We start from the raw sequence: 15,592 nt of genomic DNA, 5'->3' as shown, positions 1-15,592 counted from the left end.
TGCACCGAACTTTGACACCGGTTACCAAGCGCCACGAAGCGGCCGTCTAGCAGCCGCCGGCGAAGGGACGAGGAGACACGCCATGGCCCGGCCCCTGATTTTGCACGACGATCGCCTGTTCCCGGCCGATCCGACCGTCCGCGGCATCGCCCGCGAGCTCTACTCGACGGTCGCGGCCCTGCCGATCATCAGCCCGCACGGCCACACCGATCCGGCCTGGTTCGCCACCAACGAGCCGTTCCGCGACGCCACCGACCTTCTGCTGGCGCCCGACCACTACGTCTTCCGCATGCTCTACAGCCAGGGCGTGGCGCTGGACGACCTGAAGGTGCCGCGCAAGTCGGGCGTGCCGGCCACCGATCCGCGCGCGGCCTGGAAGCTGTTCGCCCAGAACTTCCATCTCTTCCGCGGCACGCCGTCGTGGATCTGGCTGAACCACGTGTTCAGCAAGGTGTTCGGCTTCACCGAGTTCCTCGGCGAGGACAACGCCGACGCTTATTTCGACGGCATCAACGAGGCCCTGGCCACCGACGCCTTCCGTCCGCGCGCCCTGTTCGACCGCTTCAACATCGAGACCCTGGCCACCACCGAGGGGCCCCATGATCCGCTGAAGCACCACAAGGCTATCCGCGAGAGCGGGTGGGGCGGTCACGTCATCACCGCCTATCGCCCCGACGCGGTCATCGACTTCGAGGACGAGCGCAGCCCGCGCGCCTTCGAACGCTTCGCCGAGATCTCGGGCCAGGACGTCTACAGCTGGAAGGGCTATCTCGAAGCCCACCGCCTGCGCCGCAAGGCCTTCATCGAGGCCGGCGCCACCTCGTCCGACCACGGCCACCCGACCGCCGCCACCGCCGACCTGTCGGACGCCGAGACGGAAGCCCTGTTCGCCGACCTGGTGAAGGGGAACGTCACGCCGCAGAAGGCCGAGCTGTTCCGCGCCCAGATGCTGACCGAGATGGCCAAGATGAGCCTCGAGGACGGCCTGGTGATGCAGATCCACCCCGGCTCGCACCGCAACCACAACGTGGGCCTGTTGGAATCGCACGGCCGCGACAAGGGCGCCGACATTCCGATGCGCACGGAATATGTCGATGCGCTGAAGCCGCTGCTGACCCGCTTGGGCAACGACAAGCGCCTGTCGGTGATCCTGTTCACGCTGGACGAGACGACCTACAGCCGCGAGCTGGCCCCGCTGGCCGGCCACTATCCGGTGCTGAAGCTGGGCCCCTCCTGGTGGTTCCACGACAGCCCGGAAGGCATGATGCGCTTCCGCGAGCAGGTCACCGAGACCGCGGGCTTCTACAATACCGTCGGCTTCAACGACGACACCCGCGCCTTCCTGTCGATCCCCGCCCGCCACGATGTCGCCCGTCGCGTCGACAGCGCCTTCCTGGCGCGCATGGTGAGCGAGCACCGCATGGATTTGGTGGAAGCTCAGGAGCTCATCGTAGACCTGACGTACAATCTGCCTAAGAAGGCCTACAAGCTCGATCAGCCGCGGCCTCTCCCGGCCCCGGCCCTCGCTGCCGAATAAGAACACCACTTCCGGAGTAAACAACGATGTTCGCCAAGACCTACCACGCCACTCATCCGGACATGATGTTCGCCGTCAGCAACGACGACCTGCGCGACCGCTACCTGATGCAGGACCTCTTCGTCGAAGGCGAGATCGTCCTGAACTACAACCACGCCGAACGCTTCGTGATCGGCGGCGTCGTCGCCTCGACCGCCGTGAAGCTGCCCGACCAGACCGAGCCCGCCTCGGCCGCCGGCCACCCGTTCCTGGAGCGCCGCGAACTGGGCGTGATCAACGTCGGCGAGACCACCGGCAAGATCACCGTCGACGGCGTCGTCTACGACATCGTTCCGCGTGACGGCCTGTACGTCACCATGGGCGCCAAGGACGTGACCTTCGAAGGCGTGAATGGCGAAGCCGCCCGCTTCTACCTGGTCAGCCTGCCGGCGCACGCCTCGTTCGAAACCAAGAAGCTGGCCTTCGCCGACGCCATCCCGCTGGAGCGCGGCGCTCTCGAGACCAGCAACGAGCGCACCATCTACCAGTACATCGTCCCGACCACCTGCAAGTCGGCTCAGCTGCTGCTGGGCATGACCGTCCTGAAGCCGGGCAGCGTCTGGAACACCATGCCGCCCCACCTGCACGACCGCCGCTCGGAAGCCTACTTCTACTTCGGTCTGGGCGAGAACGACCGCGTGTTCCACTACATGGGCGAGCCGGACGAAATGCGTCACATCGTGATGGCCAACGAAGAAGCCGTCATGAGCCCGCCGTGGTCGATCCACATGGGTTCGGGCACCGCCAACTACACCTTCATCTGGGCGATGGGCGGCGAGAACCTCGACTACACCGACATGAACGTGCTGGACATCTGCCAGCTGAAGTAGGCGTAAGCACGCCACCCGCGCTGCTCCGGCCGTCATCCCGGCCGGAGCAAAGCGTAGAGCCGGGACCCTGGGGGCGCAGCCATGCGCCACCCTTGGTCCCGATCGGCTTTCGAGCCGTCCGGGATGAAGCAATTGGGATCAGGAAGCAGATAAAATGGCCAATCCGTTCAGCCTCGAAGGCAAGGTCGCGCTCGTCACCGGCGCCAACACCGGCATCGGGCAGGGGATCGCCATCGCGCTCGCTCAAGCCGGCGCCGACATCGCCGCCGCGGGCCGCAGCGAACCGACCGACACCAAGGCCGCCGTCGAGGCGCTGGGCCGCAAGTTCGTGTCGATCAAGGCCGACTTCTCGACTACCGAACCCGTGCAGCGCGTGGTCGACGAAACCGTCGCCGCCTTCGGCAAGGTCGACATTCTGGTCAACAACGCCGGCATCATCCGTCGCGCCGACTCGATCGAGTTCTCGGAAGCCGACTGGGACGCGGTGATGGACACCAACCTCAAGGTCGTCTTCTTCCTCACGCAAGCCTTCGCCAAGCAGGCCCTGACCCAGGGCGGCGGCAAGGTGATCAACATCGCCAGCCTGCTGTCCTTCCAGGGCGGCATTCGCGTGCCGTCGTACACGGCCGCCAAGTCGGGCCTGGCCGGCCTGACCAAGATCCTGGCCAACGAGTGGGCGACCAAGGGCATCAACGTCAACGCCATCGCGCCCGGCTATTTCGACACCAACAACACCGAGGCCCTGCGCGCCGACGCCGACCGCAACGCCTCGATCCTGGCCCGCATCCCGGCCGGCCGCTGGGGTCGTCCGGAAGACCTGGGCGGGGCTGCCGTGTTCCTGGCCTCGTCGGCCGCCGACTACGTCCAGGGCGTGACCCTGCCGGTCGACGGCGGCTGGCTGGCCCGCTAAGGCTGGCGGCGTTCGGGCCGTCACCAGACCGAACGATCCCCGCGAAGGCGACTTCGCGGGGATTTTCGTTTCGAGGCGGGATCAATACGCCTCACGCATAAAAAGCGCGCCGTCGAACGATGGTAGCGCAACCATTTCATCGCGCCGCTTCCCCAAGGCGAAGAAGGCCTGTAGAGCCCGCACAGCGTTCGACCGGGCCGGGCTGAACGCGAGAACCGTTAGATCAGTTCTTACAGTCCCGACGATCCACCGCTCTCCCTGGCGGTGGTGATGGAGCATGCGCATGCGCGACTCGGCCCTCTCCCTCGGCGCCAGCCGTCCCACCAGCCGTGATGTCCGGCAGAACGCCAATCTGCTTGGCGACCTGCTGATTGAAGCCATCGGCTATCTGGAAGGGGAGGAGGCCGCCGGCCTTGTCAGCAAAGCCCGCAAAGCCGCCGCGCACGAGACCGACGAGGGCGAGGCCCCGGGTCTCGACCATCTGTTCGAAGGCCTCTCCAATGACCAGGCGGTGTTCCTGGCGCGGGCTTTCGCCAGCCACTCGCTGCTGGCCAATATCGGCGAGGACGTCGCCGGCCGCCGCCGCCACGCCGAGGCCGACGCCCGTCCCGGCGACGAGCGCGCCCGCACCCTGGTCGACGCCGTCGCGGCCCTGAAGGCCTCGGGCAAGACCGACGCCGAACTCGCCAAGATCTTCGCCGCCATGAACGTGGTGCCGGTGCTGACCGCCCACCCGACCGAAGTGCGCCGTCGCAGCATGGTCGACCGCGAGACCGAGATCTCGCGCCTGATGACCCTGCGCCGCCATCACCTGCCGGCCGACCTGGAAGCCGACATCCGCGAGCGCCTGTTCCGCGAGATCGCCCTGATGTGGCGCACGCGCCTCTATCGCCCCGAGCGGATCACCGTGAAGGACGAGATCCGCAACGCCCTGTCGATCGTCCGCACCTCGATCCTGCCGGCCATGGTCGATCTCTACGAGGAATGGTCGGGCAAGATCGGCAGCCACGGCCATATCGCCCCGCTCCTGAAGATGGGTTCGTGGCTGGGCGGCGACCGCGACGGTCACCCCGGCGTCAATGGCGACACCCTGAAGCTGGCCCTGTCGTCGCAGTCGCGGGTGATCCTCGACTGGTACGCCGGCGAGGTGCGCAAGCTGTGGTCGAACCTCGCCGTCTCGACCGCCTACACCCCCGTCTCCGACGAGTTGCTGGCCCTGGCGTCCCAGGCCAAGGATCCGTCGGTGCACCGCCTGGACGAGCCCTACCGCCTGGCTCTGGAGCTGATCTTCGACCGCCTCACCGCCGTGTCGCAGAAGCTGACCGGCCAGTGGGTGGCCTACGCCACCAGCCGCACGGACGTCGAGCCCTACGCCCACCCCGACGCCTTCGTCGCCGACCTGCAGATCATCATCGAGTCGCTGGAAGCCAACGGCGGCGAGCGCCTGGTCGGCGCCTCGCTGCGCACCCTGGTCGCCGTGGCCAAGGCCTGCGGCTTCCACCTGATGAGCCTGGACCTGCGCCAGAACGCCGACGTCCACGAGCGCACCATCCACGAGCTCTATCAGCGCTCGGGCTCGGGCGTGCGCTACCTCGACCTCGACGAGGAAGCCCGCTCCAAGCTGCTGATCGAGGAGCTGTCGCACCAGCGGCCCCTGGTCTCGCCGTTCACCGCCTATGGCGAGGAGACGGCCAAGGAACTGGCCACGATGGAAGCCGCCGCCCAGGCCGTGCGCGACTACGGCCACGCCTGCATCGGCGCCTACATCATCTCCAAGTCCGCCACCCTGTCGGATATCCTCGAGCCGCTCGTCCTGCTCAAGCAGGTGGGCCTCGTCTGGGGCGGGGCCGCGCCGCGCTCGTCGCTGAAGATCGCCCCGCTGTTCGAGACCATCGAAGACCTCGAGAACGGTCCGCGCGTGCTGCGCCAGTGGCTGGAGCTGCCGATCAGCCGCACCATCCTGGGCGACCGGCCGGTGCAGGAGATCATGCTCGGCTACTCCGACAGCAACAAGGACGGCGGCTATGTCGCCTCGCGTCGGGGCGTGGCGCGCGGCGCTTCGGCCCTGGCGTTCGAGGCTGACCGCATGGGCGTGGGCATCCAGCTGTTCCACGGCCGCGGCGGCAGCGTCGGGCGGGGCGGCGGACCGGCCGCCGAGGCCGTGCTGGCCCAGCCGGCCGGCACCGTGCAGGGCCGCATCCGCATGACCGAGCAGGGCGAGATGATCGCCCGCCGCTTCGGCGACCAGCCCACCGCGCGCCGCAACCTCGACGGCCTGGCCGCCGCCGTGGTCCAGTCCAGCCAGCGCGACGTCAATCGCCCCGACCCCAAGGTCGAGAGCGCCATGACCGCCCTGGCCCAGGCCTCGTTCGAGGGCTACCGCGCCCTCGTCTATGACGATCCGGCCTTCGAGGACTTCTTCTGGTCAGCCACCCCGATCGGCGAGATCGTGGGCCTGAACATCGGCAGCCGCCCGGCCTCGCGCACCGCCAGCCGCAAGATCGAGGACCTGCGGGCCATCCCGTGGGTGTTCAGCTGGTCGCAGGCCCGCTTCATGCTGCCGGGCTGGTACGGCTTCGCCTCGGGCGTCGAGCGTGCGGGCCTGTCGACGGGCCAGTTGCAGGACCTGGCCGGCGACTTCGACTTCTTCGCCTCGCTGCTGTCGAACATGGAGCTGGCCCTGGCCCAGAGCCACATGGGCATCGCCGCCCGCTACGTGGCCCTGTCGCCCGACCAGGCCAACGCCCAGCGGATCTTCGAGACGATCAAGCGCGAGCACGACAAGGCCGCCGAGATCGCCCTGGCCATCCGCGGCGGCGCGAGCCTGCTCGACAACCAGCCGGAGCTGGCGGAGTCGGTGGCCCTGGCCGGCCACTCGGTCGACCCGCTGAACCACCTGCAACTGGAGCTGCTGGCCCGCCGTCGCGGCGGCGAGCAGGCGGAGGACGTGCGTCTGGCCATCCAGCTGACCGTGGCCGGCATCGCGGCGGGCCTGCGCAACACAGGTTGATCGAGGAGCGCGGGCGCGGATCAATAGACTGGAGCGTGGCGGGCGCCGAAACCGTCGCCACTTTCGGCTGCCACGCTCCGGCGAAATTCCGCGCACTCGTCAAAAACGCCCCGCTCGCGAACCTGCGTTTTCTACGGGCTTGCTCAAATGTCGAAACTGCGCTTATCTGTCTATGACACCGGTGACAAAACGAGCCGGGCTCTGATTGATACCGGTGTCACGACGTTTTGGGTCGGCTCCCCCGACCCGGCGTCCTGCGGCTCTTTGAGTTCGCTCCTGCGCAAACTTTCCAAGGGCGTCGAGCTTTAGCTCGACGCCCTTCATTTTACCTCGGGGTGCGCGCCGGGCCTTGGCTCGGCGCCCTTTATTTCGTCGGGGGCAGGGGGCGGGCGGAAAGTGACGCGGCGGCAGCCACGCCCTGTGGCGCAAGTCGCGCGCGCGGGCTAAGGGATCGCCCGAACAGATCTTCCACGCGCGGCGCGCCACGGCGGCGCCTCGCGCAAGAACGGCCCTTTCCGGGAGGAGTACGAGAATGCTGAAGAACCGTATGGCGGTGCTGCAGGCCCTTGAGACCCAAGGCGTGGTGCCGGTGTTCTACCACCCGGACGTCGAGATCTGTAAGAACGTCATCCAGGCCTGCGCCGACGGCGGCGCGCCCTGCATCGAGTTCACCAACCGCGGCGACTTCGCGGCCAACGTCTTCTACGAAGTCACCAAGCACTTCGCCTCGGCCGATCCGCGCGTGATCATGGGCGTCGGCTCGATCGTCGATGCGCCGACCGCCGGCCTCTACATCGCCAACGGCGCCAAGTTCATGGTCAGCCCGATCGTCAACGCCGACGTGGCCAAGCTCTGCAACCGCCGCATGATCCCCTACAGCCCCGGCTGCGGCTCGGCGACCGAGATCTCCTACGCCCAGGAACTGGGCTGCGAGATCGTCAAGGTGTTCCCCGGCTCGTCGGTCGGCGGCCCGGACTTCATCAAGGCCGTGATGGGCCCGATGCCCTGGACCAAGATCATGCCGACGGGCGGCGTCGATCCGGACGAGGCCTCGATCAAGAAGTGGTTCGGCGCGGGCATCGTCGCCGCCGGCATGGGCTCCAAGCTGATCACCCAGGAAGCCCTCGACGCCAAGGACTACGCCGGCATCGCCAAGAAGGTGCGCGAGACGGTCGACCTGATCGCCAAGGTGCGCGGCAAGGCCTGATGAGCGATCCGATCCTTAAGCTTCGCCCGGCGTCCGAGACCCGCTGGGACTGCGCGGCCCTCGGCGAGGTGATGCTGAGGCTCGATCCCGGCGACGGGCGAGTGCGCAACGCCCGCCAGTTCCAGGTCTGGGAAGGCGGCGGCGAGTACAACTTCGCCCGCGGCATGAGCAAGTGCTGGGGCAAGCGCGCCACCGTCGCCACGGCCCTGCCCGACAGCGACCTGGGCTGGCTGGTCCAGGACCTGATCGGCCAGGGCGGCGTGGACATGTCCCACGTGGTCTGGCGCGAGTTCGACGGCCTGGGCCGCAACACCCGAGTGGGCCTGAACTTCACCGAGCGCGGCTTCGGCGTGCGCCCGGCGCTGGGCGTTTCCGACCGCGCCAACTCGGCGGCTTCGCAACTGCGCCCCGGCGAGATCGACTGGGAGCGGCTGTTCGGCGAGGAGGGCGTGCGCTGGTTCCACACCGGCGGCGTGTTCACGGCCCTGGCCAGCAATACCGCCGAGGTGGTGCTGGAGGCCCTGGAAGTCGCCAAGAAGTACGGCGTTATCGTCAGCTTCGACCAGAACTACCGCGCCTCGCTGTGGAAGGACCGCGGCGGCCTCGATGCCGCCCAGGCCCTGAACCGCAAGATCGCCGCCATGACCGACGTGATGATCGGCAACGATCATGACTTCGTCGTGTGCCTGGGGATGGAGATCGACGGTCTGGTGAAGGGTCTCGAGCCCACCGACCCCAAGAACTTCAAGACCCTGGCTCCGCAGGCGGTGAAGGCGTTCCCGAACCTGAAGGTGCTGGCCACCACCCTGCGGGCGGTGCGCTCGGCCAGCGTCAACGACTTCGGCGCCATCCTGTGGGCCGACGGAGCCTTCTACGAGGCCCCGATGCGCGACGGCCTGGCCATCTACGACCGCATCGGCGGCGGTGACGGCTTCGCCTCGGGCCTGGCCTACGCCCTGATGGAGAACCTCGGCCCGCAAGCCGCCGTCGACTACGGCGCGGCCCACGCGGCCCTGGCCATGACCACCCCGGGCGACACCTCGATGGTGCGCCTGAAGGAGGTCGAGGCCCTGGTGAAGGGCGCGGGGGCTCGGGTTATTCGCTGATCCCGATCCCTCTCCCCCTTGCGGGAGAGGGTGGCCTCCCGGAGGGAGGTCGGGTGAGGGGTCTCTCAAACGTCAAACGCCGCGACGGCCGATCGGCTGTCGCGGCGTTTTTCGTGGGTGCTACCCCTCATCCGTCGCCTTGCGGCGACACCTTCTCCCGCAAGGGGAGAAGGGCCGAAGGCCTACTTCCCCGCGCTGACCGCCGGCCCGTACAGCATGCCGTTGAACAGGAACTTGAAGGTCCCGTACGACTGCGCCCGCTGGGTGATTTCCGGGCCCATGACGAACAGCTTGCCCTTGCCCACGTCGACGTCGAGGATCGCGGTGGTGTCCTTCAGGCGCTCCTGGCCGACGGCCCAGCCGCTGCGCAGCGGCTTGTCGGTATCGAACCACGAAACCTTCGAAACGCCCTTGGCGTCCGACTTCAGGGTGAAGGTCGGCGAGCGGTCGTAGAAGATGTCCACGTCCGCGGGGATGCCGTAGGCCAGCGGCTGGGTGACGTCGACCTTGGCCCGCAGCACCGAACCGGGGATGTAGAGCTCCTTGGTCGACAGGCCCACCAGCTTACCGTTCTCGGTCTTGGCCGTGGCCACCTCGACCGGCGCGCCGAAGGCGGTGGCCAGGCGCGTGGAGGCGCCGATGGCGATCACCGTGCCGCCGTTCTCGGCGAAGGCCTTGAGCTGCGGAATGGTGGTCTCGTCGGTCACCGTGCCCAGCCACGAATGGTACTCGGCCGGGATGTCCTCGGCCTTGGGCTGCGGATAGCCGCGGCCGGCGCGGAACGGACCGCCGGGCGTGGCCGGAACCACGCCGTCGGCGAACACCAGCACGTCGAAGTCCTTGGCCAGGTCGCCAGCGTCCAGGCGCTGCGGGTAGACGACCTGGAAGGGCGCTTCGAACTTCTCGAACATCCAGCGGTTCCAGCCCGACGGCATCGAGCCGCCATAGACGTCCACCAGGCCGACGCGGATCGGCTTCAGCGGCAGGGCCGAGCCGCCCGGCTTCGCGCCCGTGGCCCAGGCGTCGATGCCCAGTTCCTTGACGCCGGCGTTGATCACGCTGGCGGCGGCGGGCGAGTAGGGGACCCAGATGGCGCCGGCGGCGAAGCTCTGCTTGCCGGCCTTGGCGCCGTCCTTCAGCCAGGAGACCTGGGCGCCGGCCTTCAGCAGGCGGTTGGTCAGGGTGAAGGCGTTGTTGGGGGCGTGGTCGATCAGCCAGCCGGCCTTCCCCGAGCCCTTCACGGCGCCCGGCTTGACGGCGATCAGGTCGGGCACGCGCTGGAACGGCCCGTCGAAGCCGTCGAGCACGCGGTCGAACTTCGCGCCCGTCTGGTAGGCCAGGGTGTAGCCGGTGACGTCGTAGGGCGCCTTGGGCGGGCCGCCCGGATACTCGGCGTCGTGCGGGTGGTCCTGCGGCTCGAACATGTCGAGGATGTGCGGGCGATAGGCCTGGGCGGTCTTCACCACATAGGAGCCGGCCGGATAGGTCTTGCCGGCCACGGTGAAGGGCTTGGTGGCCTCGTCGACGTCGACGCCGGCCTTGATCAGGGCGTTCAGGAACGCCACCACCGTCGGCTTGTCGGCCTGGTCGGCGGTCAGGATGTAGCCGCGCGGATCACGCTTCTCCGGGGCCTGAAGGATGGTCTTGTAGAGCGACGGATCAACCGAGGCCGAGGTCGGCGAGCTGGTGACCTTGCCCTCGAACTTCACCTTGGCGCCGGCGGCCTTCAGGTCGTCGATCTCGGTCGGGGTGATAGTCCAGCTGTCCTTGCTGCCCTTGGCGATCGAGTTGCTGGCCATCTTCCAGATGTTGAACAGCATGCGCTCGCGGTTGCGCGAGGCGTAGTCCATCACCGCGCGGTCCAGGCTCCACTGGTACTCGACCGTCTGGGCCAGGCGCCAGGTCTGCGGCGGGGCGGGCATCGGGCGATCGCCGTTGGGCAGCTGCACGTCCGGCACCAGGTTCAGCGGCATCGGCGTCGGACCGCCGGTGATCTCGGTCAGCAGGCCCACGGCGTTGTGGAAGTAGGCGATGGAGCGTTCCATGCCGTTGTGCCAGGTCGAGTAGGGGGCGGCGCTGCGGGCGCCCGAGCCCGGCTTGTCCTCGGCCACCAGGCGGCTGTGCATGGCCATGCCGACTTCCTGCAGCGAGGTCATGACCAGCGGGTCGTAGTTGTAGTTGAACGGGTCGCGGAACGGCGGGACGAACACCACCATGCCGTTCGGGGCCGGCTGGTGCTGGTTGTAGATGATCTGCGGATACCACTCGCGGAACAGCACCTTGTTGACGTTGGTGGTTTCCGACATCTGCGACATGAAGCTGTCGCGGTTGTTGTCGTGGCCGACGTACTTCTGATAGAGGCGCGGGATCGAGTTGTACTCGCGCTTCTGCGGGTCGGCGTTGCGCATGTACCAGTCCGAGACCAGCTCCATGCCGTCGGGATTGTCGTGGCCGAACAGCACGATGACGTCGTCGAGGATGCGCATCGTCTCGGGATCGGTCTTGGTCAGCATCCGGTACAGCACCTGGATCTGGCCCTGCGAGGTCACCGTCTCGGTGGCGTGCATGCCGGCGTCGATCCACACCACGGCCTTGCCGGTCGCGGCCAGCTTCTCGGCCTCTTCCTTGCTGACTTCGCCCTTGGCCAGCTTGCGGGCGATGGCCTTGTACTCGTCCAGCTTGGCGAGGTTGGCGGGCGAGGAGACGATGGCCACCCACTGGGTGCGGCCTTCCTCGGACTTGCCGATATCGACCAGCTTCATGCGGTCGGACTGGCCGGCCAGGGTCTTCAGATAGGCCTCGTAGGCGGTGTAGTCGGCCAGGAAGTAGTCGCTGCCCGGATCTTGGGCGAAGGCCTTGGCGGGCGGGGTGATCTCGCCGGCGGCATAGGCGGCCGTTCCGCCGAAACTCATCACCAGCGCCAGGGCGGCCCCGGCCATCGCTACGTGTCGCGTCATCGCACTCCCCATCCACCAAAGCGGGGCGCGCTTTTTCGCCGGCCCCCTAAGCTTGACGCAGGCGGAGCACGAAACCGCAAGTTGGACCAGCGCAGGCGCAAAAATAGTTCGCCGGCGGGGTGCTTGCCCTGCGCCGCCGGATGCGGCATCACCAAGCCGCACAACGGATCCGGCCTCGCCGGATGGCTACCCCGGGCGCCGATCCCTCGGGAAACCTTCGCGGCGCGATCGCGCGCCGCCGCACCACGCAAGACCGATCCCATGAGCTTCCTCGCCAAGACGCGCCAGCAATGGCTCGCCAATCCTGGCCGCGACCTGCTGGCCGGCACGGTCGTCGCCCTGGCCCTGATCCCCGAGGCCCTGGCCTTCGCGTTCATCGCCGGCGTCGATCCGGCCGTGACCCTCTACGCCTCGTTCGTCATCGCCATGACCATCGCCTTCGTCGGCGGCCGGCCGGCGATGATCTCGGCCGCCACCGGGGCCATGTCGCTGTTGATGGGCGGCCTCGTGCGCGAGCACGGCGTCGAGTACCTGTTCGCCGCCAGCCTGCTGACCGGCGTCATCCAGATCGTCATCGGCCTGCTGCGCCTGGGCCGCTACGTGAAGTTCGTGTCGCGGTCGGTGATGAGCGGTTTCGTCAACTCGCTGGCCATCCTGATCTTCATGGCCCAGATGCCCCAGCTGATCGGCGGCAACTGGCAGACTTTCGCCCTGGTGGGGGCGGGCCTGGCGATCATCTATCTGTTCCCGCGCCTGACCAAGGCCGTGCCGTCGTCGCTGGTGGCGATCCTGGCGCTCAGCGCCGTGGCCATCGCCCTGAACCTGCCGGTGCGCACCGTCGGCGACATGGGCCAGCTGCCCACGGCCCTGCCGCACTTCCACCTGCCGGCCGTACCGCTGACGCTGGAGACCCTGAAGATCATCGCCCCGGTCTCGCTGACCCTGGCCTTCGTCGGCCTGCTGGAAAGCCTGCTGACCGCCAACCTGCTCGACGACCTGACCGATAGCCCGTCCGACAAGGACCGCGAGACCCGGGGGCAGGGCATCGCCAACATCGTCTCGCCCCTGCTGGGCGGTATGGCCGGCTGCGCCCTGATCGGCCAGTCGATCATCAACGTCAAATCCGGCGGCCGCTCGCGCCTGTCGACCTTCTGGGCGGGCCTCTTCCTGCTGATCCTGATCCTCGTCCTGCGCGACTGGGTGGCGAAAATCCCCATGGCCGCCCTGGTGGCGGTGATGATCATGGTCGCCTTCACCACCTTCGACTGGAACTCGGTGCGCAAGCTGCGCTCGACGCCCCTACAATCGACCATCGTCATGCTGGCCACCACCGTGACGGTGCTGATCACCCACGACCTGGCCAAGGGCGTCGTGCTGGGCGTGCTGCTCAGCGTGCTGTTTTTCGCCCGCAAGGTGGGGAAGATGATCAGCGTCACCGAGCGCGCCGACAGCACGCAGACCGCCCGCCGCTACGTCGTGGAAGGCCAGCTGTTCTTTGTCTCGGCCGAGCTGTTCGCCGCCGGCTTCGAGTTCCATGGTCATCCCGAGCGCGTCGAGATCGACATGACCGGTGTGCGCCTATGGGACCTCACCGCCGTCGGCGCGCTCGACAAGGTGGTGCTGCGCTATCGGCGCCAGGGCGCGGCGGTGGAGGTGCTGGGCCTGGACGAGGCGGGTTCAGCGCTGGTGGCTAGGCTGGGCGAGGCGGCGGCGCGCTGAGACCCTCACTGCCGCAGATGCTCGCCTTCCGTCACCTGTCGGCGCCACCTGCCCGGAGCCTCTCCAGTCAGATTGTTGAAGGCGCGCGTGAAATGGGCCTGATCGGCGAAGCCGCAGGCGAGCGCGATCTGGCCCAGGCTGTGGTCGCCTGTGATCATCAGCCAGCGCGCACGCTCGATGCGCTTGCGCGTCACATGCTTGGTGAAGGGCAAGCCGAAGCTGACGCGGAAGCAGCGGGAGAAATGGCTCGTGCTCAGCCGCACCTGTTCGGCCGCCTCGGCCAGGGTGATCCGGCGTTCGATCCGCTCGTCGATGTAGCGGCCGACACGCTTGACCTGCCAAGGCAGAAGACCGCCAGGTCGGCTGTCGTCGTCAGGCGAAAGCAGGCGCCGCGCGGCCGCCAGGTAGCGGCGAGCCGCCGACATGTCGTCTTCGAGACGTTCCAGGCTTTCGCGCACCAGAAGGTCGATCGTCGCCAGATCCGGGGCTTGTCCCGGAACGGCTCCCCGGCGCTCCACCTCCAGCCAGCGTTCGTCGATGAGCGAACCGGAAAAGGGTCGCTGCGCGGCGCCGAATTCAGTCGGGGCCGACGTGCGAAGAGGTAGAGATTCAGCGATCATGGCGACCCACGCTTCCAGTCAAGGCGAGGCCAACCGCCTCGTGTCGACAGGATGGTTAGGGAGCGCCCGCACGTCTGGCCAACGGCAATTCAGCGCGACCAATTCGGCATAAATGCAGTTTGAGCGCCGCCCCGAACTCTTGCCATCACTTGCCGACCAGCCCCGCAACGGGACGCCAGGACTGCAAGGAGACGGGCATGACGAACACCGCAGCCATCAAGAAGGAAACCGCCTATCTGGGCGTGCCGTGGGAAGACGCCTACGGCTACGCTCAGGCGATCAAGGTTGGAAACGTCATCCGGGTCTCCGGCCAGTTCAGCCACGACAGCGCCGGCAAGCTGGTCGCGCCTGCGCCGCTGAACGACCAGGGCAAGCCGGCCGAGTTTTCAGCCATGGAAGCGCAGATGAGGACCACCTACGCCAATGTGGCCAAGCTCTTGGCGCAGTTCGGGGCCAGCCTGGACAATGTGGTCGAGGAGACGCTCTTCGTGCTCGACGTGGACGCCGCATTCGCCGTAGCGGCCAAGGTTCGGGGCGAGACCTACGACGTCGCGCGGCCCCAAGTGGCCAGCAACCTGATCGGCGTGACGCGGCTGGCGTTCCCCGAGCAGCTCATCGAGATCACCTTTACCGCGGTGCTGCCGGAAATCTGAGCGGACGCCAGGGGCCGCCGGGTGTCGCTCGCGGGTCGTGGGCGGCGCCCAGGCGGCCCTCGACGAGGTCGCGCTGCTGGCTGATCGCTTCGACACAGTGGCTCATGAAGGCGTAGATCCGGCCCGACCGGCGGATATCCGGGTGGGTCAGCAGCCATAGGTCGTCGTTGAGCACCGGTTCGATGGGGCCGACCCTCTCGATGTCCGGCGACAGGTCGCCCATCATGCAAGGCAGATATCCCACGCCCAGGCCTGCGGCGATCGCCGCCGCCGCGCCGGCCACCGAGTCGGTGCGATAGGCCACGTTGTCTGCTGGCGCGCGCTTGGCGACCAGGTCGGCGGCCTTCAGGCCCGAAAGCCTTCCCCCGTAGGACACCCATTGGCGTTCGGCGATGGGGCAGGCGCCGCCGATCGAGCCTGGACACGCCGAGTACGGGGCCCAGGCGATCGTGGCGACCTTCCGCCCGAACAGGTTCTCAGGCGGAGCCTCCGTGGCCCGGATCGCGATATCAGCCTCGCCGCGCGCCAGGTTCATGGCGCCGTTGCCGACGCTCACCTCAACCCGGACCGCCGGGTTCAGGGCCTGGAACGAGGCGATCATGGGCGTGAGGAAGTAGAGCAGAATCGAATCGCTCGTGGTGATCCTGAGCTCGCCCGCATGGCCCTGTGCGTGGCCGGAAACCCGCCGCGCGACACTGACGACATCAAGCTCCATGCGCTCGGCGAGGGCGACGATCTCTTCGCCCTGAGCGGTGGCGACATAGCCCGTCCGGCGCCGATCGAAGAGGGCCACGCTCAGCACCTCTTCCACCTTCGACAGGCGACGCGCGATGGTCGAGCCGTTGATCCCAAGCCTGTGGGCTGCGGCCGCCAGCGCGCCCGTCTCGGCGATCGCCCGGACAATGCGCAGGTCGTCCCATGACAGCCTGCTGATCGGGTCTCCCATAGGGCGCGTTTGCTCAAGCTCGGTCGTCGTCAACTCTCCGCATCAAGCGACTTCGTCA

11 protein-coding genes and 1 other annotated feature are annotated in these 15,592 nt (G+C 67.8%); of the genes, 8 read left to right on the top strand and 3 right to left on the bottom strand.

The genetic code is table 11. The features are described from left to right. Nucleotides 1-82 precede the first annotated feature (82 nt). From uxaC to P7A99_RS15940, 6 genes are all read left to right on the top strand, one after another. Nucleotides 83-1,537 (top strand): glucuronate isomerase, encoded by a 1,455-nt coding sequence (gene uxaC, locus P7A99_RS15965; protein WP_277794773.1) that lies wholly within the window; start codon nucleotides 83-85, stop codon nucleotides 1,535-1,537. 26 nt (nucleotides 1,538-1,563) lie between these two features. After that, on the top strand, nucleotides 1,564-2,406 hold the full coding sequence (gene kduI, locus P7A99_RS15960) for a 5-dehydro-4-deoxy-D-glucuronate isomerase (protein WP_277794772.1): 843 nt from the start codon (nucleotides 1,564-1,566) through the stop codon (nucleotides 2,404-2,406). A 154-nt stretch (nucleotides 2,407-2,560) separates the two neighbouring features. Next, a complete protein-coding gene (kduD, locus tag P7A99_RS15955; protein ID WP_277794771.1) occupies nucleotides 2,561-3,316 on the top strand; it encodes a 2-dehydro-3-deoxy-D-gluconate 5-dehydrogenase KduD in 756 nt (251 codons plus the stop codon). A 283-nt stretch (nucleotides 3,317-3,599) separates the two neighbouring features. Further along, nucleotides 3,600-6,326, top strand: a complete 2,727-nt coding sequence (gene ppc / locus P7A99_RS15950; RefSeq protein ID WP_277794770.1) for a phosphoenolpyruvate carboxylase — start codon at nucleotides 3,600-3,602, stop codon at nucleotides 6,324-6,326. Between the two features lie 532 nt (nucleotides 6,327-6,858). After that, nucleotides 6,859-7,533, top strand: a complete 675-nt coding sequence (locus tag P7A99_RS15945; protein ID WP_277794769.1) for a bifunctional 4-hydroxy-2-oxoglutarate aldolase/2-dehydro-3-deoxy-phosphogluconate aldolase — start codon at nucleotides 6,859-6,861, stop codon at nucleotides 7,531-7,533. Continuing rightward, entirely contained in the window at nucleotides 7,533-8,639 is a 1,107-nt protein-coding gene (locus P7A99_RS15940; protein WP_277794768.1) for a sugar kinase, read from the top strand. Before P7A99_RS15945 ends, P7A99_RS15940 begins: the two co-directional genes overlap by 1 nt. A 182-nt stretch (nucleotides 8,640-8,821) precedes the next feature. Here the strand turns inward: P7A99_RS15940 and P7A99_RS15935 are convergent, their stop codons facing one another. Further along, nucleotides 8,822-11,596, bottom strand: coding sequence for a M14 family metallopeptidase (locus P7A99_RS15935; protein ID WP_431307681.1), 2,775 nt, complete (start codon nucleotides 11,594-11,596; stop codon nucleotides 8,822-8,824). A 162-nt stretch (nucleotides 11,597-11,758) separates the two neighbouring features. Next, nucleotides 11,759-11,812 (top strand) — a sequence feature (sul1 is cis-regulatory element that is thought to sense ions involved in sulfur or methionine metabolism; They are found in Alphaproteobacteria). A gap of 45 nt (nucleotides 11,813-11,857) precedes the next feature. Between P7A99_RS15935 and P7A99_RS15930 the strand changes: the two genes are divergently transcribed. Continuing rightward, a complete protein-coding gene (locus P7A99_RS15930; protein WP_277794766.1) occupies nucleotides 11,858-13,315 on the top strand; it encodes a SulP family inorganic anion transporter in 1,458 nt (485 codons plus the stop codon). Nucleotides 13,316-13,320: 5 nt separating this feature from the next. Here P7A99_RS15930 and P7A99_RS15925 read toward each other — a convergent pair whose 3' ends face one another. Continuing rightward, nucleotides 13,321-13,935 carry a helix-turn-helix transcriptional regulator gene (locus P7A99_RS15925; RefSeq protein ID WP_277794765.1) on the bottom strand — a complete coding sequence of 205 codons (615 nt, stop codon included), beginning with the start codon at nucleotides 13,933-13,935 and terminating at the stop codon, nucleotides 13,321-13,323. A 197-nt stretch (nucleotides 13,936-14,132) separates the two neighbouring features. On the opposite strand from P7A99_RS15925, the gene P7A99_RS15920 reads away from it, so the two are divergent. Next, on the top strand, nucleotides 14,133-14,588 hold the full coding sequence (locus P7A99_RS15920) for a Rid family hydrolase (RefSeq protein WP_277794764.1): 456 nt from the start codon (nucleotides 14,133-14,135) through the stop codon (nucleotides 14,586-14,588). On the opposite strand, the gene P7A99_RS15915 is transcribed toward P7A99_RS15920, so the two are convergent. Continuing rightward, entirely contained in the window at nucleotides 14,563-15,567 is a 1,005-nt protein-coding gene (locus P7A99_RS15915) for a LysR family transcriptional regulator (protein WP_277794763.1), read from the bottom strand. The two genes, P7A99_RS15920 and P7A99_RS15915, sit on opposite strands and share 26 nt — an antisense overlap. Nucleotides 15,568-15,592: the final 25 nt, after the last annotated feature.

Source organism: Caulobacter endophyticus, assembly GCF_029543245.1.
GTDB lineage: Bacteria > Pseudomonadota > Alphaproteobacteria > Caulobacterales > Caulobacteraceae > Caulobacter > Caulobacter endophyticus_A.
Note: the sequence above shows the minus strand (reverse complement) of the source record. Positions and strands in the feature narration are given on the sequence as shown.